This window comes from Micromonospora cynarisoli (genome assembly GCF_030518815.1).
Lineage (GTDB): Bacteria > Actinomycetota > Actinomycetes > Mycobacteriales > Micromonosporaceae > Micromonospora > Micromonospora wenchangensis.
Genome location: NZ_CP130426.1, coordinates 30,606 through 54,340, shown reverse-complemented (window position 1 = coordinate 54,340; position 23,735 = coordinate 30,606). Strand labels below are relative to the sequence as shown.

Annotated in this window: 20 protein-coding genes and 1 pseudogene; 14 read left to right on the top strand and 7 right to left on the bottom strand. The window is 70.5% G+C overall.

The window, feature by feature from the left end:
* Positions 1 to 268: 268 nt before the first annotated feature.
* Entirely contained in the window at positions 269 to 826 is a 558-nt protein-coding gene (locus tag Q2K16_RS00245) for a dihydrofolate reductase family protein (protein ID WP_302742736.1), read from the top strand.
* A gap of 256 nt (positions 827 to 1,082) precedes the next feature.
* On the opposite strand, the gene Q2K16_RS00240 is transcribed toward Q2K16_RS00245, so the two are convergent.
* On the bottom strand, positions 1,083 to 1,520 hold the full coding sequence (locus tag Q2K16_RS00240; protein ID WP_302746704.1) for a hypothetical protein: 438 nt from the start codon (positions 1,518 to 1,520) through the stop codon (positions 1,083 to 1,085).
* 90 nt (positions 1,521 to 1,610) lie between these two features.
* Between Q2K16_RS00240 and Q2K16_RS00235 the strand changes: the two are divergent.
* A pseudogene (locus Q2K16_RS00235) lies at positions 1,611 to 1,777 on the top strand (ISL3 family transposase); the annotation flags it as partial.
* Positions 1,778 to 2,544: 767 nt separating this feature from the next.
* Entirely contained in the window at positions 2,545 to 2,994 is a 450-nt protein-coding gene (locus Q2K16_RS00230; protein ID WP_302742734.1) for a hypothetical protein, read from the top strand.
* Between the two features lie 964 nt (positions 2,995 to 3,958).
* On the opposite strand, the gene Q2K16_RS00225 is transcribed toward Q2K16_RS00230, so the two are convergent.
* The gene (locus Q2K16_RS00225; RefSeq protein WP_302742732.1) at positions 3,959 to 6,172 is read right to left on the bottom strand and encodes a discoidin domain-containing protein; all 2,214 of its coding nucleotides are present in this window, start codon (positions 6,170 to 6,172) and stop codon (positions 3,959 to 3,961) included.
* Between the two features lie 186 nt (positions 6,173 to 6,358).
* Positions 6,359 to 7,549, bottom strand: a complete 1,191-nt coding sequence (locus Q2K16_RS00220) for an ROK family transcriptional regulator (protein WP_302742730.1) — start codon at positions 7,547 to 7,549, stop codon at positions 6,359 to 6,361.
* A 250-nt stretch (positions 7,550 to 7,799) separates the two neighbouring features.
* On the opposite strand from Q2K16_RS00220, the gene Q2K16_RS00215 reads away from it, so the two are divergent.
* The 4 genes from Q2K16_RS00215 to Q2K16_RS00200 all read left to right on the top strand — a co-directional run bounded on the left by Q2K16_RS00215 (position 7,800) and on the right by Q2K16_RS00200 (position 12,388).
* Entirely contained in the window at positions 7,800 to 9,098 is a 1,299-nt protein-coding gene (locus tag Q2K16_RS00215) for an ABC transporter substrate-binding protein (RefSeq protein WP_302742728.1), read from the top strand.
* Positions 9,099 to 9,164: 66 nt separating this feature from the next.
* Entirely contained in the window at positions 9,165 to 10,145 is a 981-nt protein-coding gene (locus tag Q2K16_RS00210) for a carbohydrate ABC transporter permease (protein WP_302742726.1), read from the top strand.
* On the top strand, positions 10,138 to 10,977 hold the full coding sequence (locus tag Q2K16_RS00205) for a carbohydrate ABC transporter permease (protein ID WP_302742724.1): 840 nt from the start codon (positions 10,138 to 10,140) through the stop codon (positions 10,975 to 10,977). Before Q2K16_RS00210 ends, Q2K16_RS00205 begins: the two co-directional genes overlap by 8 nt.
* Positions 10,978 to 10,987: 10 nt before the next feature.
* Positions 10,988 to 12,388 (top strand): GH1 family beta-glucosidase, encoded by a 1,401-nt coding sequence (locus Q2K16_RS00200; RefSeq protein ID WP_302742723.1) that lies wholly within the window; start codon positions 10,988 to 10,990, stop codon positions 12,386 to 12,388.
* 200 nt (positions 12,389 to 12,588) lie between these two features.
* On the opposite strand, the gene Q2K16_RS00195 is transcribed toward Q2K16_RS00200, so the two are convergent.
* Entirely contained in the window at positions 12,589 to 13,434 is an 846-nt protein-coding gene (locus Q2K16_RS00195; RefSeq protein WP_302742721.1) for a methyltransferase, read from the bottom strand.
* Positions 13,435 to 13,625: 191 nt separating this feature from the next.
* Between Q2K16_RS00195 and Q2K16_RS00190 the strand changes: the two genes are divergently transcribed.
* On the top strand, positions 13,626 to 15,605 hold the full coding sequence (locus Q2K16_RS00190) for an acyl-CoA dehydrogenase family protein (RefSeq protein WP_302742719.1): 1,980 nt from the start codon (positions 13,626 to 13,628) through the stop codon (positions 15,603 to 15,605).
* Positions 15,606 to 15,721: 116 nt separating this feature from the next.
* Here Q2K16_RS00190 and Q2K16_RS00185 read toward each other — a convergent pair whose 3' ends face one another.
* Genes Q2K16_RS00185 through Q2K16_RS00175 form a run of 3 tightly spaced genes read right to left on the bottom strand, consistent with a single transcriptional unit; the run spans position 15,722 to position 17,906 of the window.
* Entirely contained in the window at positions 15,722 to 16,912 is a 1,191-nt protein-coding gene (locus Q2K16_RS00185; RefSeq protein WP_302742717.1) for an MAB_1171c family putative transporter, read from the bottom strand.
* A gap of 15 nt (positions 16,913 to 16,927) precedes the next feature.
* Positions 16,928 to 17,440: a hypothetical protein gene (locus tag Q2K16_RS00180; RefSeq protein WP_302742715.1), complete on the bottom strand. Its 513-nt coding sequence runs from the start codon at positions 17,438 to 17,440 to the stop codon at positions 16,928 to 16,930.
* A complete protein-coding gene (locus Q2K16_RS00175; RefSeq protein WP_302742713.1) occupies positions 17,430 to 17,906 on the bottom strand; it encodes a helix-turn-helix domain-containing protein in 477 nt (158 codons plus the stop codon). The genes Q2K16_RS00180 and Q2K16_RS00175 overlap by 11 nt, the downstream gene beginning before the upstream one ends.
* 161 nt (positions 17,907 to 18,067) lie before the next feature.
* On the opposite strand from Q2K16_RS00175, the gene Q2K16_RS00170 reads away from it, so the two are divergent.
* From Q2K16_RS00170 to Q2K16_RS00145, 6 genes are all read left to right on the top strand, one after another.
* Positions 18,068 to 18,292: a hypothetical protein gene (locus tag Q2K16_RS00170; RefSeq protein ID WP_302742711.1), complete on the top strand. Its 225-nt coding sequence runs from the start codon at positions 18,068 to 18,070 to the stop codon at positions 18,290 to 18,292.
* 33 nt (positions 18,293 to 18,325) lie between these two features.
* The gene (locus Q2K16_RS00165) at positions 18,326 to 18,556 is read left to right on the top strand and encodes a hypothetical protein (protein WP_302742709.1); all 231 of its coding nucleotides are present in this window, start codon (positions 18,326 to 18,328) and stop codon (positions 18,554 to 18,556) included.
* Positions 18,557 to 18,660: 104 nt separating this feature from the next.
* Positions 18,661 to 20,568 (top strand): alpha/beta fold hydrolase, encoded by a 1,908-nt coding sequence (locus Q2K16_RS00160; RefSeq protein WP_302742707.1) that lies wholly within the window; start codon positions 18,661 to 18,663, stop codon positions 20,566 to 20,568.
* Positions 20,565 to 21,131 carry a hypothetical protein gene (locus Q2K16_RS00155; RefSeq protein WP_302742705.1) on the top strand — a complete coding sequence of 189 codons (567 nt, stop codon included), beginning with the start codon at positions 20,565 to 20,567 and terminating at the stop codon, positions 21,129 to 21,131. The genes Q2K16_RS00160 and Q2K16_RS00155 overlap by 4 nt, the downstream gene beginning before the upstream one ends.
* The gene (locus Q2K16_RS00150; RefSeq protein ID WP_302742703.1) at positions 21,128 to 21,898 is read left to right on the top strand and encodes a class I SAM-dependent methyltransferase; all 771 of its coding nucleotides are present in this window, start codon (positions 21,128 to 21,130) and stop codon (positions 21,896 to 21,898) included. The genes Q2K16_RS00155 and Q2K16_RS00150 overlap by 4 nt, the downstream gene beginning before the upstream one ends.
* Positions 21,895 to 23,724: an ABC transporter ATP-binding protein gene (locus Q2K16_RS00145; protein WP_302742702.1), complete on the top strand. Its 1,830-nt coding sequence runs from the start codon at positions 21,895 to 21,897 to the stop codon at positions 23,722 to 23,724. Before Q2K16_RS00150 ends, Q2K16_RS00145 begins: the two co-directional genes overlap by 4 nt.
* Positions 23,725 to 23,735: the final 11 nt, after the last annotated feature.

The following is a 23,735-nucleotide window of genomic DNA, read 5'->3' as shown; positions in this document are numbered from 1 at the left end:
CACGATCCTCGACGAGCTACGCCGGCGGGGCTTCCGCACTGTCGACACGGACCACGGCGAATGGGAACTGCCCGACGGAACCTGGGACGAGCCGCGAATGAGCCGGCTGCTTGTCCGAACTGGCCGACGCTGTCGAAGGCATGCTGAGCACCCGCCGGTACCGGCGGCGCGCATGATCCCTTTCAGGGTCAGGTGGTAGTCGTGGACGCCGGTATCGCATCGCATGTCGCGCCCCGTGCCACGGCGTGCGAGGTTAGACTCGCCGGCCATGGGACTGCTCACCTTTGGCCTCAACATCACCCTCGACGGGTGCGCCGACCACCAGGAGGGGGTCGTCGACGACGAGACGCACGCCTTCTTCACCCGACTCATGGACGAGGCCGGGGCGATGCTGTGGGGTCGGGTCACCTACGAGATGATGGAGAGTGCCTGGCCGGCCGTCGCCCGCGGAGACCAGGAGGCACCGCCGGCCATGCGGGAGTGGGCGGCCAAGCTGGAGGCCAAACCCAAGTACGTGGTGTCGTCGACGCGCACGGACTTCCCGTGGACCAACAGCCACCACATCGCCGGCGACCTGCGCGAGGGCGTGCAGAAGCTCAAGGACGCAACCCCGGCCGGAGTCCTCCTCGGCAGCGGCAACCTCGCGACCGAACTGGACCGGCTGGACCTGATCGACGAGTACAGGATGCTCCTCCACCCCCGGATCGCCGGCCACGGCCCGACCCTGTACCAGAGCGGGCTGCCCAGCACGCGCCGGCTCGAACTGCTCTCGGCGAAGCCGATGCGCAATGGTGTAGTGGCCCTGCATTACCGCCGCGCCGGCTGATCACCACAGTCCCAGGATCGTCCACGGCCGCCGTACGTGGCCGAGCGCGACTACCTGGACTCGAATCTGCCCACAGCTCGCCTGTCGCCCGATCAGGTTTCCTTCGCGTATTGACCGTGGAGATCGTGAAGGCTGGTCAGGCTGTACGGTCACGCCTGCGTGCTCCCGCAATTCGCGTACTCCATGAGGGCGGCGGCGGAACTCGACCAGGATGCCCATGCCCGTGTTGCCGCCGCGACTGCCCGACAGCTTCGGGTCAGGTCCGCTTGCGGCTCGCGATCTCGTCAGCGAGCTGCTGCACACGGGTCGGGTCCGCGTCCCGGGCAAGGGCGACGTAGTGGTCCATGACGGCCGGCCGGTAGCGCACGGGCAACGTCTGTCCTGGGGCGAGTCGGGTGAGTTCGGTGATCGTGAGGTCCTCGTCGGCGATACCACGGAACGAGATGCCGTCGGCGGTCTCCACATCGAACATCAGGACCACGCGAGGGTTGCTGTTCACCTCCCGCCAGTCGACGAGAACACCGAGCGCAAGCACCCCCGAACGCAGTTCAGCATTGCGCTTCCGTGCGTCACTGCTCAGGAGCGGGTTCGGGGCGACGCCCGGGAAGTCGGGCCCGACGCCGAGCGACTCCCGACTCAGGTCGGGCCTGAGCTGCGCCACCAGATCGTTGATCTTCTTCTTCGAACCGAACACCCTGCCCCTCCCTCACACCGGTGCCGGAGTCTCGGTCTGACGCTTCACCCGCACCGCGATCATACGTCGCCGGCCGTTCCCTTCCGACCCGCCGCCGACCTGGCCACCGACCGCGACGCCGTCCTCGCCGGCCTCACCGACCATGGAGCTCAGGCCCGGTCGAAGGCCACGTCAACCGCGTCAAGACCATCAAACACCAGATGTACGGTTGCGCGGACCTCGACCTCCTGCGCAAACACATCCTCGCCCTGCCATGAACCCCACCAAGATCACCCACGGAATGTGTGCCAGAGTAACGTTCGGTCGAAGCCGACAACGGCACGCATTCCGGGCCGCCCGATCGCCAGGTGCCCGACTTCGTCGAACGCGGACAGCCGCTGGGGGAGGTGGCTGCTCCATGCCCGATCCGGGCGAGCTGGGCGTCCCGGTACGGGTCGGTGGACTCCTTGACCTCTTGGCTCGCCGAAAGATGGTCTTGTGCCGGTGCAGGATCTGCCGACGTCGCTTCCGCCCGATCTAGACGAGGCGAGTCGTGCGAACGCGCAGGTGGTCGGCGAGTTCGGTGAACCGGCTCCCCGACGGGTGATTCTGAACAGCTGCTGACCTTCTTGCCACCCCCATGCATGATGCTTTTGAAACAACTCGTCTATGAGTTAAGTCACATGTCGAAACAAGGCTCACTCCCCGTCTCCAGGAGGCATGGAACCGGGCGTCGATCTAACTATCTGAATACCCAGCGTAGTTTGCCGTATATCAATGTTAAAAAAATTTCTTTTTATAGACGTTCTTGGGCAGTGTTGGCCGGCTCGTGGGCGAGTAGCGTCAGGTCCGGCAGGAAATGGCAGGAAGTTTCGGTGATTGACGCGCCGGGGCGGTCGAGGGAGGGTGTATGCGAAAGAAATTCAGATCGCTGACGAACCTTGTGGCGACAGGATTGATAGTAATCTTGAGTGTGCCCCTGGCGTCAGTCCCGGCGAGCGCTGCGGGTACCGCATCAGAGGCACCCATCCAGAAAGTGGGCACGATGACGCGCACCGGCGTCAACCACGACATCGCCGAAGCGCACGGCTATGAAGTGCGCGTGGACGAGAATGGCATCGAGTATCCGATAAAGAAGGGTGGGGTGAGCACCAACAACAGGGTATCGGGCACCTGTGGATGGTCATGGGTCTATTTGACTGCTGTGGATACCAACAAGCATTACACCACGATTGACACTGGCTTTGAGTTGGCCACCGGATTCGCCGGCGCAATTTACGTCAACTGGGGCGTAGGCGTAATCGACAACTACGGCTCAAGCACCAAGACCTGGAATGATCCGGCAGCCTCGGTGCACTACTGGCATAAGGGCAAGGGCTTCACGTCGAGTGGTCCGGGATGGGTTACGGCGGACGTGCTGTACGGCAGCGTGGCCACCCTGTACGACGGCACGATCTGCTACTCGCATGGACCCACGGCGAGCGCCTACCTGTAAGGTTGGCGCTGGCACAGACTCGTCTGTAACGGTTTGGGGGCTTCAGCATGAGAGACTTTCCGGACGGGGCCATGCCCGCAAGTGCAGGGGGGATCCCTAAGGATGTAGCGGAGGCTCTGGATAGCGCGAACTCGTGGCTTGGCATAAAAGTCCTCATGCTGGAGTTCCCCGAACCCGAGACCATCTCGGTAGGACGCTTCTCAGACACGACAGTGAGCAACCGTCTCGGAACCACGGGCGGTATTGGTGTCGAGCGACCAGTTGAAGTGCGCGTCAATCATAGAGTCGGTCGAGATGTGCATGCTGATGTGGTGACGCGACATGATCGAACCGGAGGGGATTCCGTTGCCCATCACATTTGGGCATCGCTCATAAACTATCAGTTCGGAATGGCCAGTGTCCGTGGCAGACATCCCTGGGGAGGGGGGCCAGCGCCAGCAGAGTTGGAGCCCTTGATCGACACCAACAATCCGCCCGAGGTGCAGCAGAAATGTGCGCTTACGGTGAGTAACTCCAGCGTACTGTGGGATCAAATTGCGAGTTCGGATATCGGCACCGGTGCGCCTATCGCAGCCTGCGGTGGCCGACTGCGGAACTCTGTCGTCGCCATCGCCGGCCCTTTGAGTATTTTCAGTGACCTAAGGCTTAGAGTCTGGAGAGGTTAGGGCTCGACGCGGCGCAGCGGACTGCCCAGTTCGACGACCAACTCCCCGCGGCAGCCAAGCACCGGGACGCTCCTATGCCGGGTCTTCCGGTGCGCAGGCGGCGATCACCTGACCCCTGCCGTCGCGGGCGGCACCCTGCACGATCGCTTCGACCGCTTCCTGCTGATATACGAAGGCCTCCTGGTTGCCGGAGCGGTTCCTATACGGCTCCACTCCACAACCGGAGGCCTTCGTCATCACGTCCCTCTACGCCGTGTCGTCACACGACCTCAACCACCGTCCCTGGGCGGTCCAGCTGGTCAGGGGTAGTTGGTCAGGTAGACCACCTGGTTGGTGGTGTTGGCGGTGCCGCCGGCGCTGTTGACGACCCGGTTGATGGTGCCGACCCCGCCGAGCGAGACGGTGACCATGTTGGTGAACCGGACGTTCGGGTTCGTCGGCGTCTCAAGGGCCCGGTCCGCGACCACCGCCGGGTTGACGTTGAAGTAGCAGTAGCTGCCCAGCCCCCACGCCTGGTGGCTGGTGACCGAGTCGGCCACCTTGTACGCGGCGTAGCCCCGGGTCGCCCCGTTCATCCAGGCGGCCTGGTTGGGTGGGTCGTACGGCATCTCGTTCTGGTAGAAGTACGTCCGGCCGCCGTTGCCGTTCCAGACGGTCTGGTACTTCTGGTAGTGCTCGACGAACAGGCCGTACATGGTGACGTCGTCGCCGTTGACGGTCAGTCCGGTGTCGGCGGTGTTCACCGTCCAGCCGACGCCGTCGCCGTGGTCGGCACGCCACAGCCACATGTGGTCGCCGATGACGTCGTCGCTGTTGACGGTCAGGGTGTTGGTGGCCCGGCCGACGCCCGGCCCGCCGATGCGGAAGAAGACGTCGTGCAGCGAGATCGGGTTGGCCGAGTGGTCGGCCGACGATCCGGGCGGGCCGACCTCCATGAGCACCGGCGAGGTGGTCTGCCCGGCCTCGAACATGAGGCCGGCCACCTTGACCCCGTCGACGTCGGCGACCCGCATGCCGACGGTGCCGTTGTCGGTCTGGATGGTGGCCAGGCCGAGCCCGAGGATCACCGTGTCGGCGCGGTTGACCTGGATCGGTTCGGTGACGCGGTGCACGCCGGGGGTGAACAGCAGGTGCCGGCCCTGGGCGAGTGCGGCGTTGATGGTGGCCGCGCTGGTGCCCGGTCGGACGACGAAGAACTGGCTCAGCGAGAGGGACGAGCCGGCCGGGGTCTTGCCGTACCAGCTGGTGCCGGTGGAGTTGGTGCGCAGCGCCGGGACGAACACCCGGTACTCGCCGGTGCCGTCGACGTAGAGGAACGGCTTCTCGCGGATCTGCGGGGTCTGCGCGATGACGGTGTGCGACGGGTTCGGGAAGTGCGGCGGGGGCGCGCCGGTCACGCCCTGGAAGACCATGTTCCACACCGAGCCGGTCCAGCCGTTGCCGAACTCGCTGTTGCGCGAGTACCACTGCTGCTGGGAGCCGGAGACGACGAGTCCGTCGATGCGGGTGTCGGCCAGCAGGCCGCCGCTGGACCAGCCGTCGCCGCCGTTCCAGAGCTGGATCTGGTTCTGCGCGCCACGCAGGTGCATCCGGCGGTACGGCGCGGCCTGCGACACCGCCCAGCGTTCGACGCTCACCCCGGCGGGCAGGGTGACCGACAGGTTCTCCGCGGCGCGCCAGAAGTTCTGCGTCGCGTTGCCGCCGAACCAGTCCGCCTCGACCCGGACGTGGCCGTTGAGGTTCACGTCGTCGGGGCTCATGCCCAGCCCGGCGACCTGTGTGAAGAAACCGAGGTTGACGTCGGCGGTGTAGGTGCCGGGCTTGAACAGCACGGCGTACCGCTGTGGGCCGAACTGGTTGGTCTCCTGCTGGGTGAACAGGGTGTTCAGCCGGCTCTGGATGGTGGCCGTCGGCGTCGAGGGGTCGAAGACGAAGGTGTTCGGGCCGAAGTTCGGGTTGCGTGGGTCGGTGGGCTCGACCGGGTCGGCTCCACCGCTCTCGCCGTAGACCTGGAACTCCCACAGGGAGTAGCCGTAGCCGGTGGCCCGGGTGGTGCCGTACATCCGTACGTACCTGCCGCTGCCGGTGACGGGCACCGTCTGGGTGCCACCGGTGCCGGTGGTGGTGCTCCAGACGGTGGTCCAGGTGGTGCCGTTGTCGGAGGTCTGGATCTGGAACGCCCGCGCGTGCGCGGCCTCCCAGACCAGGGTGACCTGGCTGAGGGTGGCCCGGGCCCCGAGGTCGACCTGTAGCCACTGGGGATCGCTGAAGGCGCTCGACCAGCGGGTTCCGGTGTTGCCGTCGACCGCCGCCGATGCCGGGAAGCCGGCGCCCTCGGTCGACGAGGCGGTGGCCGGGCGGCCCTGGGACAGCAGTGCCGGCGCGGCGTGTGCCGGCGCGGCCGGGGCGGTCGGCGTCAGGGCCGCGACGAGGGCGACGACCAGGCCGACGGTGGTACGCCGCCAGGGCCGTGGGCCCGTTCTCGGGCGTGCGGGGGTGACACGAGATGTCATGACTTCGCCTGTCGGTAGGGGGTGCGGACGCCGGGCGCGACGGGGCTGAGGAGAGCGGTCACGGGTGCCGGGGTGGTGCCGCCGGGACCGGCACCGCGACCGGAGAGCGCTCTCTTCCCGAGTGTTGCGGCCATGTTGCACGGGCGTCAAGACATCGATCTATAACAGTGTTATTTATCCCGGTTGCTACCTATGGTGGTTATCGACCGCCGGCCGCAGTCCTCCGGTGGCGAGCAGCCGGGCCACCGGCAGGGTGGCCGCACCGAGCGCGACCGCGTCCACGCCGAGCCGGCACAGTTCGATCGACGCCTGCTCGTACGGCTGGCGCAGCGCCTGCCGTCCGGCCGCCTCGCGGATCGCGGGCAGCAGACCGCCGAGCGCCATCGCCGTCCAGCCGCCCAGCACCACCCGCTCGGGATTGAACAGGTTGATCAGATTGGCGACCCCGGCGCCGAGGTAGCCGGCGGTCTCCTCCAGCACCCGACGGGCGGTGGACGACGTGGCTGCCGCCTCGACCAGGGCGGCGAGCCGGGACTCCTCGTCCCCGCCGGGCACCGCCCGGCCGCCCTGGGCCTCCTGGTAGCGGTCGATGACCGCCTCGGCCCCCACGTACGCCTCCAGGCAGCCCCGGGCTCCGCAGCGGCAGGTCCGGCCGCCGTACACCAGCGTGGTGTGTCCCCACTCGCCGGCGCTGCTGGACGCTCCCCGGTAGGCGACCCCGTTGGTCATCAGGGCCGCGCCGACGCCGGACCCGACCAGGGCGAACACGGCGTGGCGGGCACCGCGCCCGGCTCCGAACCACATCTCCGCCTGGCCGAGGGTGTTCGCGCCGTTGTCGATGTGCAGCGGCAGGTCGGTGCCCGAGCGGATCAACCGCTCCAGCGGCACCCGGTCCCAGCCGAGGGCCTGGGCGTGCACCACCGCCTCGGCACCCTGCTCCACCACGCCCGACACACCGATCCCGACGCCGAGCACGTCGGCGCAGGACACCCGGGCCTTTGTGGTGACCGCGTCGATGCCGGCCAGCACATGTCCGGCGACCGTCGCCGGTTCGGTGCGCGCCGGGTCCAGCGGGTAACCGGCGCGGGCCAGCACGGTCATGGCGAGGTCGAACAGTTCGACCCGGACCAGGGTCTCCCCGACGTCCACCCCGACGACGAAGGCGAACCGGGGCGCGACCCGCAGCATCATGCTGGGACGTCCGCCGTCGGATTCGGCCGCCCCGGCCTCGACGACCAGCCCCTCGCCGATGAGGTCACTGACCACGTTGCTGATCGCGGGCTGGCTGAGGCCGGTGCTGCGCATCAGGTCCTGCCGGGTCAGCGGACCGTCGAGGAAGAGCCTGGACAGCAGCGCCGACCGGTTCCGCAGCCGCACGCTCCGATTCGTCGCTCGCGCCAACTCCACCCCGCCGCCTTCCCCCGGGCCGTCCGGAGCGACTGTACGACCCCGGGGTTGACGGCCCTGCGGACAACCACTTTAATGACGACATTAATTAAGCCGTGATGTAACCCCCGCGACACGGTGCGCAAACCCCGGATTCGACGGTCCCGGATCTCCGACTGCCGGCCCCTCGCGCACGCCACCGCACCGACACACCCCACCACCAGAACCGGAAGGCCCGATCGTGTCGAGACGACGCCTCGCGATACTCACCGCCGCAGTCCTGGCTGCCGCCCCGCTCACCGCCTGCGGCGGCTCGGACGACCCGTCCGGCGGATCCGCCAAGACCCTCACCTACTGGGCCAGCAACCAGGGGGCGAGCCTGGAAGCCGACAAGCAGATCCTCCAACCCGAACTGGACCGGTTCGAACAGCAGACCGGCATCAAGGTCAACGTGGAGGTGGTGCCCTGGTCGGACCTGCTCAACCGGCTGCTCGCCGCCGCCACCTCCGGACAGGGCCCGGACGTGGTGAACATCGGCAACACCTGGTCGGCGTCGTTGCAGGCGACCGGTGCCATGGTCGAGTTCGACGACGCCACCCTGGCCAAGGTCGGCGGCAGGGACCGGTTCGTCCCGGCCGCGCTCGCCGCCGCCGGGGCCCCGGGCAAACCGCCCGCCGCGGTGCCCCTCTACAGCCTCGCCTACGCCCTCTACTACAACAAGAAAGCGTTCGCCGACGCCGGCATCACCGCCCCGCCGACCACCTGGGAACAGGTGGCCGAGATCGGCCGGAAACTGACCGGCGACGGCCGGTGGGGCCTCGCCGTCGAGGGCGCCAACGCCTCGGAGAACGCGCACCACGCCTTCACCTTCAGCCAGCAGTACGGCGGCGAGTGGTTCGACTCCGCCGGCAAGCCGACCTTCGACACCCCGCAGAACGTCGCCGCGGTCAAGCGGTACGTCGACCTGATGGCCACCGACAAGATCATCAACCCGAGCAACGCCGAGTACGCGCAGAACCAGTCGGTGTCCGACTTCGCCAACGGCAGGGCGGCGATGCTGCTCTGGCAGGCCGCCGGGGCGAACCTCAAATCCCAGAACATGGCCCCCGACGCGTACGCCGTGGCCCCCGTGCCGTTCCTGGCCGCCCCGCCGGCCGGCGGCAGGAAGGTCAACAGCATGGTCGCCGGGATCAACATCGCGGTGTTCAAACACACCAGGAACCCCGACGCCGCACTGGAGTTCGTGAAGTTCATGACCAGCGACGCCGAGCAGGTGACGCTCAACAAGACGTACGGATCGCTGCCGCCGGTCACGACCGCCGCCAGCGATCCGGCGTTCGCCGCCCCCGAGCAGAAGGTGCTCCAGGAGACCCTCGCCACCACCGCGGCCCCGCTGCCGCAGGTTCCCGACGAGAGCACCTTCGAGACCCTCGTCGGCACCGCCATCAAGGAACTCTTCGCCGACGCTGCCAGCGGCAAGCCGATCACCGAGGACAGCGTCCGGCAGAAGCTGAGCAAGGCCCAGCAGCAGATGCGCTGACCCGCCGGACCGGTGGCCGTGGCAGGGACGCCGACCCCGCCACGGCCACCCCGCGAGAGGACCACGATGGCCACCACCACCGTCCACGACGCCACCGGGCGGGACAGACCGCCCCGGGGCGGGGCACCGCAGAACCGCCCCCGCCGACCCCGCCGCTCACTCCTGCCGTACCTGCTGCTCGCCCCGGCCGTCGTGCTGGAACTGGCGATCCACGTCGTGCCGATGCTCGTCGGCGCCTGGATGAGCCTGCTCGAACTCACCCAGTTCCACATCCGCGACTGGTCCACCGCCCCGTTCGTCGGCACCGAGAACTACCGGATGGTGCTCGATCTCGACTCCGCCGCCGCAGCCGCACTGCTGCACTCGTTCCAGGTGACAGTGCTCTACACGGTCTGCTCGGTCGGCCTGTCCTGGGTGCTCGGCACCACCGCCGCCGTGCTGCTGCAACGCCCCTTCCGCGGCCGGGGCCTGCTGCGCGCGCTCTTCCTCACCCCGTACGCCCTGCCGGTCTACACCGCCGTGATCACCTGGAGTTTCCTGTTCCAGCGCGACAACGGCCTGGTCAACCACGTGTTGGTCGACCAGTTGCAGCTGCTCGGCGACCGGCCGTTCTGGCTGATCGGCGACAACAGCTTCGTCGCGTTGCTGATCGTGTCGATCTGGCGGTCCTGGCCCTTCGCCTTCCTGTGCGTCATGGCCGGCCTCCAGAACATCCCGGCCGACCTGTACGAGGCCGCCGCGATGGACGGCGCCGGCTTCTGGCGGCGGTTTCGCTCGGTGACCCTGCCCATGCTGCGTCCGGTCAACCTGGTACTGCTGCTGGTGCTGTTCCTGTGGACCTTCAACGACTTCAACACCCCCTACGTGCTGTTCGGCGGCTCCGCGCCGGAGCAGGCCGACCTGGTCTCCATCCACATCTACCGCAGCTCCTTCAAGACCTGGGACTTCGGCTCCGGCTCCGCGATGTCGGTGGCCCTGCTGCTGTTCCTGCTCCTGGTCACCGCCGGGTACCTGCTGCTCACCAACCGCCGGAGCAACGATGCGTGAAACCACCGCCGAACGCTGGGCCCGCCGCAGCGTGTTGACCCTGCTCACGCTGTTCGTCCTCGTCCCGCTCTACGTGATGGTCAGTTCGGCGGTCAAACCACTCCAGGACGTGCAGAACGCGTTCACCTGGTGGCCCCGTCGTCCCACCGTCGACGCGTTCGTGGACATGTGGTCGACCGTGCCGCTGGGCCGCTACCTGGTCAACAGCCTGGTCGTCTCCTCGGTGGCGGCGGTCCTGTCGGTCACCGTGGCGATCTTCGCGGCGTTCGCGGTCAGCCGCTACCGCTTCCGCGGCCGGGGCCTGTTCTCGGTGACCGTCCTGTCCACCCAGATGTTCCCCGGCATCCTGTTCCTGCTGCCGCTGTTCCTGATCTACGTCAACCTGGGCAACGCCACCGGCATCCAGCTGTACGCCAGCCGGACCGGCCTGATCGTCACCTACCTCACCTTCTCGCTGCCGTTCTCGATCTGGATGCTGGTCGGCTACTTCGACTCCATCCCACGCGGACTCGACGAGGCCGCCCAGGTCGACGGCGCCGGCCCGCTCCGCACGCTGTTCCAGGTGGTGCTGCCGGCGGCAGTGCCCGGAGTGGTCGCCGTGACCGTGTACGCGTTCATGACCGCCTGGGGCGAGGTGCTGTTCGCCTCGGTGATGACCAACGAGGGCAGTCGCACCCTGGCCGTCGGCCTCCAGGGCTACTCCACCCAGTTCAACGTCTACTGGAACCAGGTGATGGCCGCCTCGCTGGTGGTCAGCATGCCCGTCGTCGCCGGCTTCCTGGCGTTGCAGCGCTACTTCGTCGCCGGCCTCACCGCCGGCGCGGTCAAGTGAGTCCGCCACCGTGTCCCACGAGGAGAACCCCGACGTGCCCGACCTGTCCACGCTGCCAGCCGACTTCATCTGGGGCGTCGCCACCGCCGCCTACCAGATCGAGGGTGCCGTCACCGCCGACGGCCGGGCACCGTCGATCTGGGACACCTTCTGCCAGGTGCCCGGAGCCGTCGACAACGGCGACAGCGGCACCGTCGCCTGCGACCACTACCACCGATGGCCGCAGGACGTAGCACTGGCCCGCGGCCTCGGCGTCGACGCGTACCGGTTCTCGGTGGCCTGGCCCCGGGTGCTTCCCGCAGGCGTCGGCCCGGTCAACCCGAAAGGGCTGGACTTCTACGACCGGCTGGTCGACGCGCTGCTGGCGGCCGGGATCCGGCCGTTCGTCACGCTCTACCACTGGGACCTGCCGCAGGCCCTGCAGGACCGGGGCGGCTGGCCGCAACGGGCCACCGCCGAGGCGTTCGCCGACTACGCCGCGGTCGTCGCGGCCCGCCTCGGCGATCGGGTCGCCGACTGGACCACCGTCAACGAGCCGCTCTGCGTGTCCTGGATCGGGCACCTGGAGGGCCGGATGGCACCGGGCGAGCGGGATCTCGCCCGCGCGGTGCGCACCTCCCACCACACCCTGCTCGGCCACGGCCTGGCTACCCTGGCGGTCCGCGCCAACGCCGCCCGCCGGGCCTCCGTCGGGGTGGTGCTCAACCTCAGCCCCTGCGAGCCCGCCACCGACCGTCCAGCGGACGTCGCCGCCGCCCACCGGATGGACGGCCACGTCAACCGCTGGTGGCTGGACCCGCTGCACGGCCGCGGCTACCCCGCCGACATGCTCGCCACCTACCGGGTGGAACCGCCGGTACGCGGCGACGACCTCGCCGTGATCGCCACGCCGACGGACTTCCTCGGGATCAACTACTACTTCCGGCAGGTCGTCGTCGACGACCCGGACGGCCCCCCGCCGTACGCCCGGCAGGTGCCGGTGCCGGGCGCGGTGCAGACCGCGATGGGCTGGGAGAACCATCCGGCCGGGCTGGAACGGCTGCTGGTCGCGGTGCACGAGGAGTACGCGCCGGCCCGGATCGTCGTCACCGAGAGCGGGTCGGCCTGGCCGGACCACGTCACCGCCGCCGGCACCGTGGAGGACCGGGAGCGCACCGACCACCTGGAGCGGCACCTGGCGGCCTGCGCGGCCGCCGTCGCCCGGGGCGTTCCCCTCGCCGGCTACTTCGTCTGGTCGCTGCTCGACAACTTCGAGTGGGCGTACGGCTACGACAAGCGGTTCGGCCTGGTGCACGTCGACTACCCCACCCAGCGGCGCACGGTCAAGGCGAGCGGGCTGCGGTACGCCGACCTGATCCGCGCACACCGGCAGCGCACCGGACCGGCGGGGACGGTCCCGGTACGCCGATGACGGGCCGACGGGGCCCGGGAACCCCTGGGTGTCGCACCGGGTGACACCCAGGGGCCCGACCCGGCGATCCTCGGCGTGCCGGTCGAGCCGCTGATCGCGTGGTCCTTCAGCCGGTGCCGGGTCGGTGTGTCGTCGGCCCCGGAGCTGTCGAGGGACCGCCGCCAGCGTCGCGGAGCCGACGTGGTGTCTGGGGGAGCGTGCTACTCCCGTCGGCGTCCCCACGCCGAGATCAGCGGCGCGAGGGTGAGGTCGAGGTCGCCGGCCCCGACGGAGGCCAGGTGCGCGTCGATCTCGGCGTCGGTGGCCAACCCCGCAGCGAGCAACTCGGGGCGGACCATACGCACCGTCGCGGCCTCCAGCCGGTCGCAGGCCACCCCGCCGACCGGGAAACAGCCGGACGCACCGACGTCGGCCAGGCCGGCCGCCCGCAACGCGGCCGGCAGCGTACGGCCGAAGCGCAGGTCCGCGCCCCGACGGGTCATCAACTCCCGGACCGCCCGGCGTAGCCGGTTGGCGCGCCGCTGGGCCGGGCCGACCTCGTCGAGGCAGGCCAGCGGCTGCAACCCGGTGTCGGCGTCCTCGACCAGTAGCCAGCCGCCGGGCCGCAACGCGGCCACCATCGTCGCCAACGCCCGGGCACGGTCGGGCACGTGGACGAGCACGAGCCGGGCGTGTACCAGGTCGAAGGTTCCCGGCTGCGGAGCGGGATCCGCGCCGACGTCGTGCCGGAGCACCTCGTACCCACCGCACGGGTCCAACCAGGCGGGATCGATGTCCGTGGCCAGCACGTGACCGGCGGGACCGACGGCCGCCGCCAACGCCTGCGGAATGCCGGGGCCACCGGCGCCGACCTCCCAGCAGCGCCAGCCTGCCCGCACTCCGAGCCGGTCGACGTGCCCCCGGGTGACAGCGTCGAACAGCTCAGCCAACCAGGTGAACCGCTCCCCCGCCTCCACCCGGGCGTTGTCGAGCAGATAGCGGTGCTGCGGGGCTGACCCGGCGGCACCCGGCGTCGGCGGGCCGGACTCCACGCCCACCCTGGTCACCCGCCCTCCCGCTGCCGCGACGAACTCATCGCCCCATTGTCACGACCTACCGCCTGCCCTGCCAGTACGACATCGGCCGTTGATCTCCCCCTTCCGCCGTGACCACACCCGGCATCCGCCGGGGCGTCGGTAGTCTTGCCCGGGCACGAACTGCTGGCGGCAGCCGATCCGCCGCCCACCTGGAGGGACCCATGCCGGATCACATCGACCTCGCCCACCTGCGGGGCGCACTCGACGGGCCGTGGGCCGCCGTCCGCGACGCCCACCGGGACCACCTCGACGCGCGTTTCCTCCCGGTGTACGGCGAGACCGGTGACCAGGCGCGGGAGCGGATCACCCGGCTACTCGGCGAGCTTCCCGTCGAGTTGGGAATCGCGGCGGCCTTCCCCGCCGAGTACGGCGGCAGGTCCGACGTGGGTGCCTCGATGGTCGCCATGGAGATGTTGGCGCAGGTCGACCTGTCCCTGATGGTCAAGGCGGGTGTCCAGTGGGGCCTGTTCGGCGGAGCCGTCGCGGCCCTCGGCACCCGCCGCCACCATGACGCCTGTCTGCGCGACATCGTCGCCGGAAGGATCTTCGGCTGTTTCGCGATGACCGAGACCGGCCACGGCTCCGACGTCCAGCAACTCCGCACCACCTGCACGTACGACCCGCAGTCGCAGACGTTCGACCTGCACACCCCACACGAGGCGGCCCGCAAGGACTACATCGGCAACGCGGCGCGGGACGGCCGGATGGCTGTCGTCTTCGCGCAGTTGGTCACCGGGGGACGGCGGCACGGCGTGCATGCGTGGCTGGTGCCGATCCGCGACCCGGATGGCGACCCGCTGCCCGGCGTGACCATCGGGGACGCGGGGCCCAAGGCCGGCCTGCTCGGCGTGGACAACGGACGGCTCAGCTTCGACCACGTGACGGTGCCTCGGGACATGCTGCTGGACCGCTACGGCCGGGTCGCGGCGGACGGCACCTACTCCAGCCCCATCGACAACGACTCCCGACGCTTCTTCACGATGCTCGGCACCCTGGTCCGCGGCCGGGTCAGTGTGGGCGGTGCCGCATCGGCCGCCACCAAGGCGGCGCTGACCATCGCAGTGCGCTACGGCGACATCCGTCGGCAGTTCACGGCACCCGACGCGGGCCGGGAGGTGCTGCTCAACGACTACCTCGCCCACCAGCGCAGGTTACTGCCCGCGTTGGCCACCACGTACGCGCTGCACTTCGCCCAAGCCGAACTGGTCGCCGCGCTGGCCGCGGTGCAGGGCGGTGACGGCCCGGTCGACGAACACCGGCAACGGGAGTTGGAGTCCCGGGCCGCGGGGCTCAAAGCCGCGCAGACCTGGCACGCAACCCGCACCATCCAGGCATGCCGCGAGGCGTGCGGCGGTGCCGGCTACCTGGCCGAGAACCGGATACCCAGCCTGAAGGCCGACACCGACGTCTTCACCACCTTCGAAGGCGACAACACGGTGCTGCTGCAACTGGTGGCCAAGGGGCTGCTCACCGGCCACCGGGACGAGTTCGGCTCGCTGGACGGCTGGGGTCGCGCCTCCTTCGTCGCCGAGAAGGTCCGCGCGATGGTGCTCGAACGCACCGCCGCACGATCGGTCATCGAACGGCTGATCAGCGCGGTACCGGGCCGCGACGAGGAGGTCGCCGTCACCGACCGCGGATGGCAGCTCACGGTGTTCGAGGACCGAGAGCGGCACCTCCTCGACGGCGCGGTCCGCCGGCTGCGCAACGGTGCGGCCACGAAGAAGGATCGTCCCTTCGACATCTTCAACGACGTCCAGGACCACGTCCTGGCGATCGCCGCCGCACACGTCGACCGGATAGCCCTGGAGGCTTTCGTCGCCGGTATCGAGGACACCGCCGACCCAGCGGTCCGGAAACTGTTGTCCCGGGTCTGCGATCTGTACGCGCTCAGCGTCATCGAGGCCAACCGGGGTTGGTTCCTGGAACACGACCGGCTCACGCCCGCCCGGTCGAAAGCGATTACCGGCGTGGTGAACAGCCTGCTCAAGGAGCTACGACCCCACATGCGGACGCTCGTGGACGGCTTCGCGATCCCGGACGCCTGGCTGCACTGCGCCATCCTGCGCGAGGAACCCCGCCGGCAGGAGGCAATGGCCGCTCACGACGCCGCCGGTGATCCGCAGGTGGTGCCGTCGTAGCCGGACGGGTCCCGCTCGGTGCCGTGGCCGAGATCGGACAGCTTGGCTGACCGCTGCCCGACCGGCCAGCGGCAGATCCGGATACCGACGTGGGTGGGTGGTGCGCGCCGGCTCGGCTACGGTTCGGCTGGCGGGCGGCGTCGCGGGCATCCCGGCGTGGCTTCGGCGGCAGCGAGTTGGCGGACCCGGGCCACCTCCGCCGAGCTGGCGAACTGCCGGGCCACCCGGGCCAGCCAGGCGCTCTCCGAGGCCAGCGAGGCGTCCACGTCCTGGAACGGGTGCTCGGCACGGTAGTCCCGGCCGTGCGCGTGACCGACGAGGGCGGCGGCGATCACCGCCGCTTCCACGGTGGCCGGGTCCGCCGCCGGGTCGACCCAGCGGGGCACGTCCGGATGGGCGTAGGGGCGCAGCGTCAACTGCGCGTCGCGGATCTCGATCACCCGACGGTAGAGCGCGAACTCCGCGTCGGGCAACGGCCAGCCGCCGCCGGTGTTGAGGGCGATCTGCGGCAGCGTGGCCCGCAGCGCCCGCCAGAGCGGGTCGATGCGGCGCAGCCGGCGTAGCGCACGCAGCCACCGCAGTGGCGCGGTGATCCGGTCGCCCCAGGCGGTCAGGGTCGCCCCGATCAGCCAGAGCAGCATGCAGACCGAGCCCAGGGTGGCGCCGATCGGCAGCGTGGTGGCCAGGGACCGGCCGGTGAGGAGGGTGATCACCGGCCGGACCCCGGACCAGGCCGCCCAGACGATGCCCAGCGCGGTGCCGGTGACCACGAAGCTGAGCCCGGTCCGCAGGACGCCGGCCGGCACGTGCCGTAGGTAGCCGCCGACGCTGGTGATGAAGGTGACCAGGCAGACCGCGATGTAGCTGAAGAAGACCACGAGGTAGCCGACGACGACCGGGTCCCGCGAGTACACGTTGACGAAGTTCAGGGTGAAGGTGGTGTCGGCGTTGGCCAGCAGCACCGCCATCGCCAGGACCGCGCCGACCAGCAGGGCACCGTGCCGGCGCAGCCAACGCCGGGTGCCGGCCGGGCGGGCGATGCTCTGGCCGAGCGCGCCGAGGAAGTACGCGGCGAGCATCTCCAGGCTGTTGCCGAGCAGTCGGCTGAGGTTCGGCACGGGCTCGACGTGACTGAGCGCGATCAGGACCGGGTGGGCCATCACCGCCAGGCCGAGGCCGATGCAGAGGAAGAAGGCGGAGAGGTACCGGGTGCCGGCGGCACGTCGACGGCCGGGCACCGGGAGGAGTTTGTAGGCGGCGACCCCGACGGCGAGCGCCAGGGCGGTGAAGTTGAGCCAGGTCAGCATGGTGCCCGGCCCTGGTCAGCCGGTGTCGAAGATCGAGCCGAGTCGGGCCAGCCCGTCGGCGACCTCGGGGGTGACCGGGCCGGCACCGCCGGTCGGGCCCCGGCGGGCGCGGTGGGCGATCATCGAGGCGACCAGTTCGGCCTCCTGCTCCTGGGCGGCCGAGTAGTCGGATCGGCCGAGCACCCGGCGGACCAGGTCGGTGGAGAGGTTCGGCAGCAGCAGGGCGGGCAGGTCGGCCAACGAGCGGTCGTCGACGTGGCCGCAGAGCAGGTGCCCGACCTCGTGCAGCAGGATGTGTTCCTGGTGCAGCCGGGTGGTGCTGGTGGCGTAGAAGAGGTAGTCGGCCTGGTCGGTGGCGACCAGTGCGCCGCACTGGCTGGCTCCGCCGGGCATCGGCACCAGCTCGACCGGTCGGCCCCGCTGGTGGGCCAGCGCGTCGACGAATCGGGTCGGCTCGAATGGCGTCGGGATCGACAGCGCGTCGACGATCCGCTGGCACCGGCGCCACATGTCCCGATCAACCGCCATCGTGCTCCACCGGCCCGCCCGTGCCGGGCTCGGGCAGCCGCACGCCGGTCGGCCCGGCGCGGCGTGCCTCCCGCCGCCCGATAGCTTCGATCATGTCGCTGATGGTGTCCAGCCCCTCCGGGGAGAGGGTGACCGCACGCAGTGCGATCTGGCGGACGGCGCTGTCGCGCAGCGCGCCGAGCAGTTCCAGTTCCTCGACGATCCGCGCGCTCTGCTCGTCGTCGAAGAAGTACGCCGCCGGTACCTGGAAGAACTGGGCGAGGGCCTCCAGGTGCCGTTTGGTGGGGTTGGTCCGCCGGCCGTTGCGCAACTGCCAGAGGTACGTGGTGGAGAAGCTCTCCCCGGTGGCCGTCCGGCAGGCGGTGGCCACCTCCTCGTTGCGGTACTGCTCCCGGTCGGGGCGGCGGACCACCTCGAAGAGTCTGTTGATCTTCTCGGCGAGGGTGCCCGTGCTCGGGTGGTCCATGTGGTGCCCCTCCCCTCGTCGGATCGGGTGGACTCCGTTTCCCGTGGTTGACGGCGGCGACCCCCTCGGACATCCTAGCGATTCATGATTTTTAGCTGAGATGAACGGCGCGCGCGCTGCCTTTCACACTGGCTGAGAGCTTTCGGAGGGAGGTGAACCAGATGACCGCACTTGTCGACCACACCAACGACATCTCCCTGGAGATGTTCGGTGAACTCACCGAGGCCGACCGCAACGCCCACGGGCTGGCCGGACTCACCCCGGTGCTCGCCACCCCGACGGCGGTGGCGCTCGGCGTCGCCGTCGGCGCCGTGGCGTTCCACGCCGGCTACATGGTGGGCATCGTCCGCAACATGGCCGAGGGCACCAGGCCACTGCCGAAGTAGCTGCCCGACAACCCGTACCCCAGGAGGTGATCCATGTCCGTTCTCGCCAACAGGGTGAACGCGGACCCCGCCCTCGCCACCATCCCGATCCACAGCGACGAGGCGCGCAACCACGTCGGCGGCATGCCGGTGCTGGCCACTCCGGCGACCATCGTCAGCGTGGCGGCCGGCGTCGGCCTGGTCGGCTCGGTGGCGGCGCTGTTCGGCGCCGGCTACGTCGCCGGGCGCAACCTCGGCGGGACCAAGCCGCCGGCCCCGAAGTGATGACGCGATCGCGGTAGCAGCACCCGGGCCGGTGGACCGCCGCGGCGGTCCACCGGCCCCCGTCCCCTCCCGGTCCTCCCCGCACCATCAGGAAGCACTGACCCATGAAGAGAGCACCCTGGCACCGCCGGCTCCGGCCGCCCGCCACGTTCGACCGCTCCGCCGTGCTGAGCTGGACCGAGCGGATCAGCTCGGTGACCCACCTCTTCGCCAGCCTGGAGTACCTCACCCGCAGCCGGGACCGGCAGCGGGGCGGGGCGAACAACTGGGCGGTCAACCGGCGTACCTTCCACGAGCACGCCCCCCGCCTGACCCGGGCGCTGGACCTGGCCGCCAACGACCGGGTCGCCACCGCGCTGCACGTCAGCCGGGCCGTCGCGGCGGCCGCACTCTGGCTGCCGCTGAGCCGCCGGCAGCGGGTCGCCGCGAACGCGGTGCTCACCGGCAGCCAGGCCGCGCTGCACGCCCAGCACCTCTACGGCAGCGACGGCGCCGACCAGGTCTCCTTCCTGGTCCAGGCGCTCACCACCGCCGCCCGCGCCGGCCAGCGCCGACCCGCCGTGGTCGACGCCTGCCTCTGGTTCGTCGCCCTGCAGTCGGTGCTGTCGTACACGGTCTCCGGCTGGGCGAAGCTACCCAGCGAGACCTGGCGCAGCGGACGCGCCCTGCCCGGCATCACCCGGACCCTCACCTACGGCGACCCGCAGGTCTGGCAGCTGATGCGCCGCTACCCCCGGCTGACGAAACTCGCCGCCCACGGGGTGCTGGCGATGGAGTGCGCGTTCCCGCTGGCCTACGCCGCGAAGGGCCGTCCCGCGCCGTACCTACTCGCCACCGCCGGGGCGTTTCACCTGGTCAACGCGCGGGTGATGGGGCTCGGCCGGTTCTTCTGGGCGTTCACCTCCACCTATCCGGCGATCGCCTACACCACCCGGCCCCGGGAACGCACCGGCGACGCGGCCGGCTTCCGGCGCGACGACACCCTGCCCGCCGTGGCGGCGGCCGCCGGTCTGGTGCTCTTCACCGCCGGCCAGGTCGCCCGGATCCGCCGGCGTCGGCTGATCGAGCGGGGGCGCGGCGACGAGCGCACCGTCACCACCGCCGCCGGCAACGTCCTGTCCTACCGGTACGCCGGCAACCCGCCGCCCGACCCGACCGGCGAGCAGTCCAGCGGGGCTGGGGCGCGGTCCGGCGGGGCCCCCGGTGACGGGCCGGTGGTGGTGCTGGAGAGCGGGATGGCCGCCACCGCCGAGCACTGGGAGCGGATCGCCGGTCCGCTCGGTGACCGGTTCACCACGGTCACCTACCAGCGGGCCGGCTACGGCGCCAGCCGCTACCGGGGCACCGGGGAGTACCGGTTCGAGACCATGGTCGACGACCTGGTCGAGCTGACCCGGCACGTGGCCGGCGACCGCCCGGTGGTCCTGGTCGGCCACTCACTCGGCGGCTACCTGGCCCTGCTCGCCGCCGAACAACTCGGCGGACAGGTACGCGGGGTGGCCCTGGTCGACTCCAGCCACCCCGCCGAACTACGCCGTTCGCTGCGGCAGGCCGAGGGCGGCCGGGCGCTGACCAGCACCCTGGCCATCATGCCCGGTTCGCTGCGGGCCGGGTTCGGTTCGCTGCTGCCCCGGGCCCCCTGGATCGACCGGCTGCCCGAGTCCGTCCGCCCGCTGGCCCTGGCCCAGTACCGCGACCCGCACCTGTGGGCCGCCGCCCGGCGGGAGTGGCGGGTGGTGCAGGAACGCTTCGACGACGAGAGCACCGGGCTGCCCCGGATCGACGTACCGCTGGTGGTGGTGACGGCCGGGCGGACCGCGCGTGCCGACGCCGTCCAGGCCGACCTGCACGACGAGTTCGCCGCGGCGGCACCCCGGGCGCAGCGGCACCTGATCGCCGACGCCGACCACGACGAGATCCTCACCGACGCCGACCGGTCCGCCGAGGTCGTCACGATCCTCACCGCGTTCGTCGACGACGTCACCCAGCCGGAGCCGGAGGTCCGGCGATGAGCCGCCGGGTCGGCTCCGACCTGCGGCCACTGACCACGGCGATCACCGCCGGCCTGGTCGGCTGGTTCGGGGTGACCGTGCTCAGCCAGCACCCGCAACAGGTCTTCGACCGGTTCCGCCGCTACGACGTGCCCGGGTTGCTCATCGGCAACTGGCGCTTCTTCGCCCCCGAACCGGCGCAGCACGACTTCCACGTCCTGCACCGGGTGCTCACCGCCGACGGCGCGCAGACCCGGTGGGTGGAGACCACCCACATCCCGCGCCGGCACTGGCGGCAGGTGCTCTGGTTCCCGGAACGCCGGCAGGACAAGGCGATCTTCGACATCTGCGCCGACCTGATCGTGCACCTGGGCACCCCCGGCGTCGAGATCACCGCCACCCCGCCGTACGAGGTGCTGCGGGACTTCGTCGCGCACGCCGTACGCCGGCAGTACGCCGACGTGGACGTACCCCGGGGATTCCAGTTCGTGATCGCCCGCAGCGCCGGCTACGACGAATCCCACCAGCCGGACTACCTGCTGGTCTCCCCGTTCGAACCGTTGCCGGAGGGCACCCCGAGATGACTGAGATCGCCGACAGCGGCTACGGACGCCAGTTCGTCGACTTCTACGACCAACTCTTCCCCGGCGGGGCGGCGGCGGAGCCGGCCGTCGCGTACCTCGCCGGCCTGCACCCGGGCGGCGGAGCACCCACCCTGGAACTTGGCGTCGGCACCGGCCGGATCGCCCTGCCGCTGGCCGACCGGGTCGGCGAGATCGTCGGGGTGGACTCGTCGCCGGAGATGCTCGACGCGCTGCGGGCCGCCCTCGCCGAGCGACCCCGCCCGGTCACGCCGGTGCACGGCGACATCCGCCACTGGTCCGACGAGCGCCGGTACGGCCTGGTCTACTGCATCTGCGGCACCCTGTCGATGCTGCTGGACCCGCAGGAGCAGCAACGGGTGATGCAGGCCGCCGCCGCCCGGCTGGCCCCCGGCGGGCTCCTCGTGGTGGAGACCCACAACCCGCAGTTCGCGCTGGCCGTGCTCAACCAGGGCCGGGCCCGCGACTCCTTCTTCGTGCCCTACCCCGGCCAGGACACCGGGCTGCTGTCGTACTCCACCATCGACGTGGCGAACGGCATCTGGCACCTGGCGCACATCTGGATCTCCGAGGGCCGCTCCCGGATCGCCTCGGAGCTGAGCCGCCTCACCACCCCCGACGAGGTCGACGGGTACGCCGAACAGGCCGGCCTGCTCCGGGTGGCCCGGCACAGCGACTGGGCCGGCAACGAGTTCACCGGCGTGGAACCGATGTACGTCACCGTCTACCGCGCCCCGGGTGACCGGTGAGCACCCCGGCCGCCGGTGAACGGCACTGGCTGCGCATGATCGCCGGATACGTCCGACCCCACCGGGGTCCGTTCGTGGCCGCCGCCGTGCTGCTGCTCGTCTCCAGCCTGCTCGGGCTGGCCCAGCCGCTGGCCGCCAAGGCACTGATCGACGGCCTCACCGCCGGGCAGGGGGTGGGTCGGGCGCTGGTCGTGCTGACCGGGCTGGTGATCATCGCCGCCGTGCTGCTCGGCGTCGGCAACTACCTGATCCTGCGCACCGCCGAGGCGGTCGCCCTGGACGGGCGGCGCGGCCTGGTCCGGCACCTGCTGCGGCTCACCGTGCCGGCGTTGCAGCGGCAGGCCCCCGGTGACCTGCTGGCCCGGGTCGCCGGGGACACCATGCTGCTGCGGCAGATCGCCAGCCAGTCCCTGATCGACATCTTCACCGGCGGCGTCATGCTGCTCGGCGCGGTAGCGCTGATGGCGGTGGTCGACCTGACCCTGCTCGGCGTGACCGCGGTCGTGGTGGTGCTCCTGGTGGTCATCATGGGGTTGCTGATGCCCCGCATCCGTGCCGCCGCGCTGCGCTCCCAGGAGTCGGTGGGCGACATGGGCGCCGCCCTGGAACGGGCGCTGGGCGCGTTCACCACCATGAAGGCCTCCGGCACCGAGGCCACCGAGGCGGCCCGGATCGACGCGGCGGCGCTGACCGCGTACCGGCAGGGGGTGAGCCTGGCCCGCTGGGGCTCGGTCGCCGGCACCAGCGCCGGCCTGGCCATCCAGGTCGCGTTCCTGGTCGTGCTCGGGGTCGGCGGCGCGCGGGTGGCCAGCGGGGCGATGCCGGTCTCGGCGCTGGTGGCCTTCCTGCTCTACGTGGCCTACCTGAGCCACCCGGTGATGCAACTCGTCGGTGCCGGCACCTACCTGCAGATCGGGCGGGCGGCGCTGACCCGGATCGCCGAGATCGACGCACTGCCCACCGAACCGATCGACCTGCCCCCCGCGCCGCCGGTCAGGGCCGCCACCGCGGCGACCACCGCAACCGGTGCCCCGGCCGGGCCGGCGGAAGCCGGCAGGCCGACCACCACGACCGGGGCGGGGGCGGCCCCCGGGCCGGCGGAGGTGGTGTTCGAACAGGTCAGCTTCCGCTACCCCGACCGGGACGAACCGGCCCTGCGCGACCTCACCCTGACCGTGCCGGCCGGCGGGCTGACCGCCCTGGTCGGGCCCTCCGGCTCCGGCAAGACCACGGTGCTCGCCCTGATCGAACGCTTCGCCGACCCGCACCAGGGCCGGATCCTCGTCGACGGCCGGCCGCTGGCCGACTGGCCGCTGGCCGAACTGCGCGCCACCATCGGGTACGTCGAGCAGGACGTCGCGGTGCTCGCCGGCACACTGCGGGAGAACGTCGCGTACGCCACCCCCGGCGCCACCGACGAGGAGATCCGGGCGGTGCTGCGAACCACCCGGCTCGGCACCCTGCTGGACCGGCTCGGCGACGACCTGGACGCCCCGATCCGGCACCGGGGGCTCTCCCTGTCCGGCGGCGAGCGGCAACGGATCGCGCTGGCCCGCGCCCTGCTGCGCCGTCCCCGGCTGCTGCTGCTCGACGAGGTGACCTCGCAACTGGACGCCGCCAACGAAGCCGCCCTGCGCGAGGTGATCCAGGACATCTCCCGCCGGACCACCGTGGTCGTGGTCGCGCACCGGCTCTCCACGGTCCTCGCCGCCGACAAGATCGTCGTACTGGAGAATGGCACGGCACGTTCCGTGGGTTCGCATCCGGAACTGGTCCGCACCGACGCGCTCTACGCCAGCCTGGCTGCGGAACAGGCGTTGGTCTGAGGCGGGAAGGG

What these genes read in the sequence shown, in the direction of transcription:
- Q2K16_RS00245 (WP_302742736.1), top strand. Translation starts at nt 269, where the DNA reads ATGGGACTGCTCACCTTTGGCCTCAACATCACCCTCGACGGGTGCGCC.
- Q2K16_RS00230 (WP_302742734.1), top strand. Translation starts at nt 2,545, where the DNA reads ATGACGCGCACCGGCGTCAACCACGACATCGCCGAAGCGCACGGCTAT.
- Q2K16_RS00225 (WP_302742732.1), bottom strand. Translation starts at nt 6,172, where the DNA reads ATGACATCTCGTGTCACCCCCGCACGCCCGAGAACGGGCCCACGGCCC.
- Q2K16_RS00210 (WP_302742726.1), top strand. Translation starts at nt 9,165, where the DNA reads ATGGCCACCACCACCGTCCACGACGCCACCGGGCGGGACAGACCGCCC.
- Q2K16_RS00205 (WP_302742724.1), top strand. Translation starts at nt 10,138, where the DNA reads ATGCGTGAAACCACCGCCGAACGCTGGGCCCGCCGCAGCGTGTTGACC.
- Q2K16_RS00190 (WP_302742719.1), top strand. Translation starts at nt 13,626, where the DNA reads ATGCCGGATCACATCGACCTCGCCCACCTGCGGGGCGCACTCGACGGG.
- Q2K16_RS00185 (WP_302742717.1), bottom strand. Translation starts at nt 16,912, where the DNA reads ATGCTGACCTGGCTCAACTTCACCGCCCTGGCGCTCGCCGTCGGGGTC.
- Q2K16_RS00180 (WP_302742715.1), bottom strand. Translation starts at nt 17,440, where the DNA reads ATGGCGGTTGATCGGGACATGTGGCGCCGGTGCCAGCGGATCGTCGAC.
- Q2K16_RS00175 (WP_302742713.1), bottom strand. Translation starts at nt 17,906, where the DNA reads ATGGACCACCCGAGCACGGGCACCCTCGCCGAGAAGATCAACAGACTC.
- Q2K16_RS00170 (WP_302742711.1), top strand. Translation starts at nt 18,068, where the DNA reads ATGACCGCACTTGTCGACCACACCAACGACATCTCCCTGGAGATGTTC.
- Q2K16_RS00165 (WP_302742709.1), top strand. Translation starts at nt 18,326, where the DNA reads ATGTCCGTTCTCGCCAACAGGGTGAACGCGGACCCCGCCCTCGCCACC.
- Q2K16_RS00160 (WP_302742707.1), top strand. Translation starts at nt 18,661, where the DNA reads ATGAAGAGAGCACCCTGGCACCGCCGGCTCCGGCCGCCCGCCACGTTC.
- Q2K16_RS00155 (WP_302742705.1), top strand. Translation starts at nt 20,565, where the DNA reads ATGAGCCGCCGGGTCGGCTCCGACCTGCGGCCACTGACCACGGCGATC.
- Q2K16_RS00150 (WP_302742703.1), top strand. Translation starts at nt 21,128, where the DNA reads ATGACTGAGATCGCCGACAGCGGCTACGGACGCCAGTTCGTCGACTTC.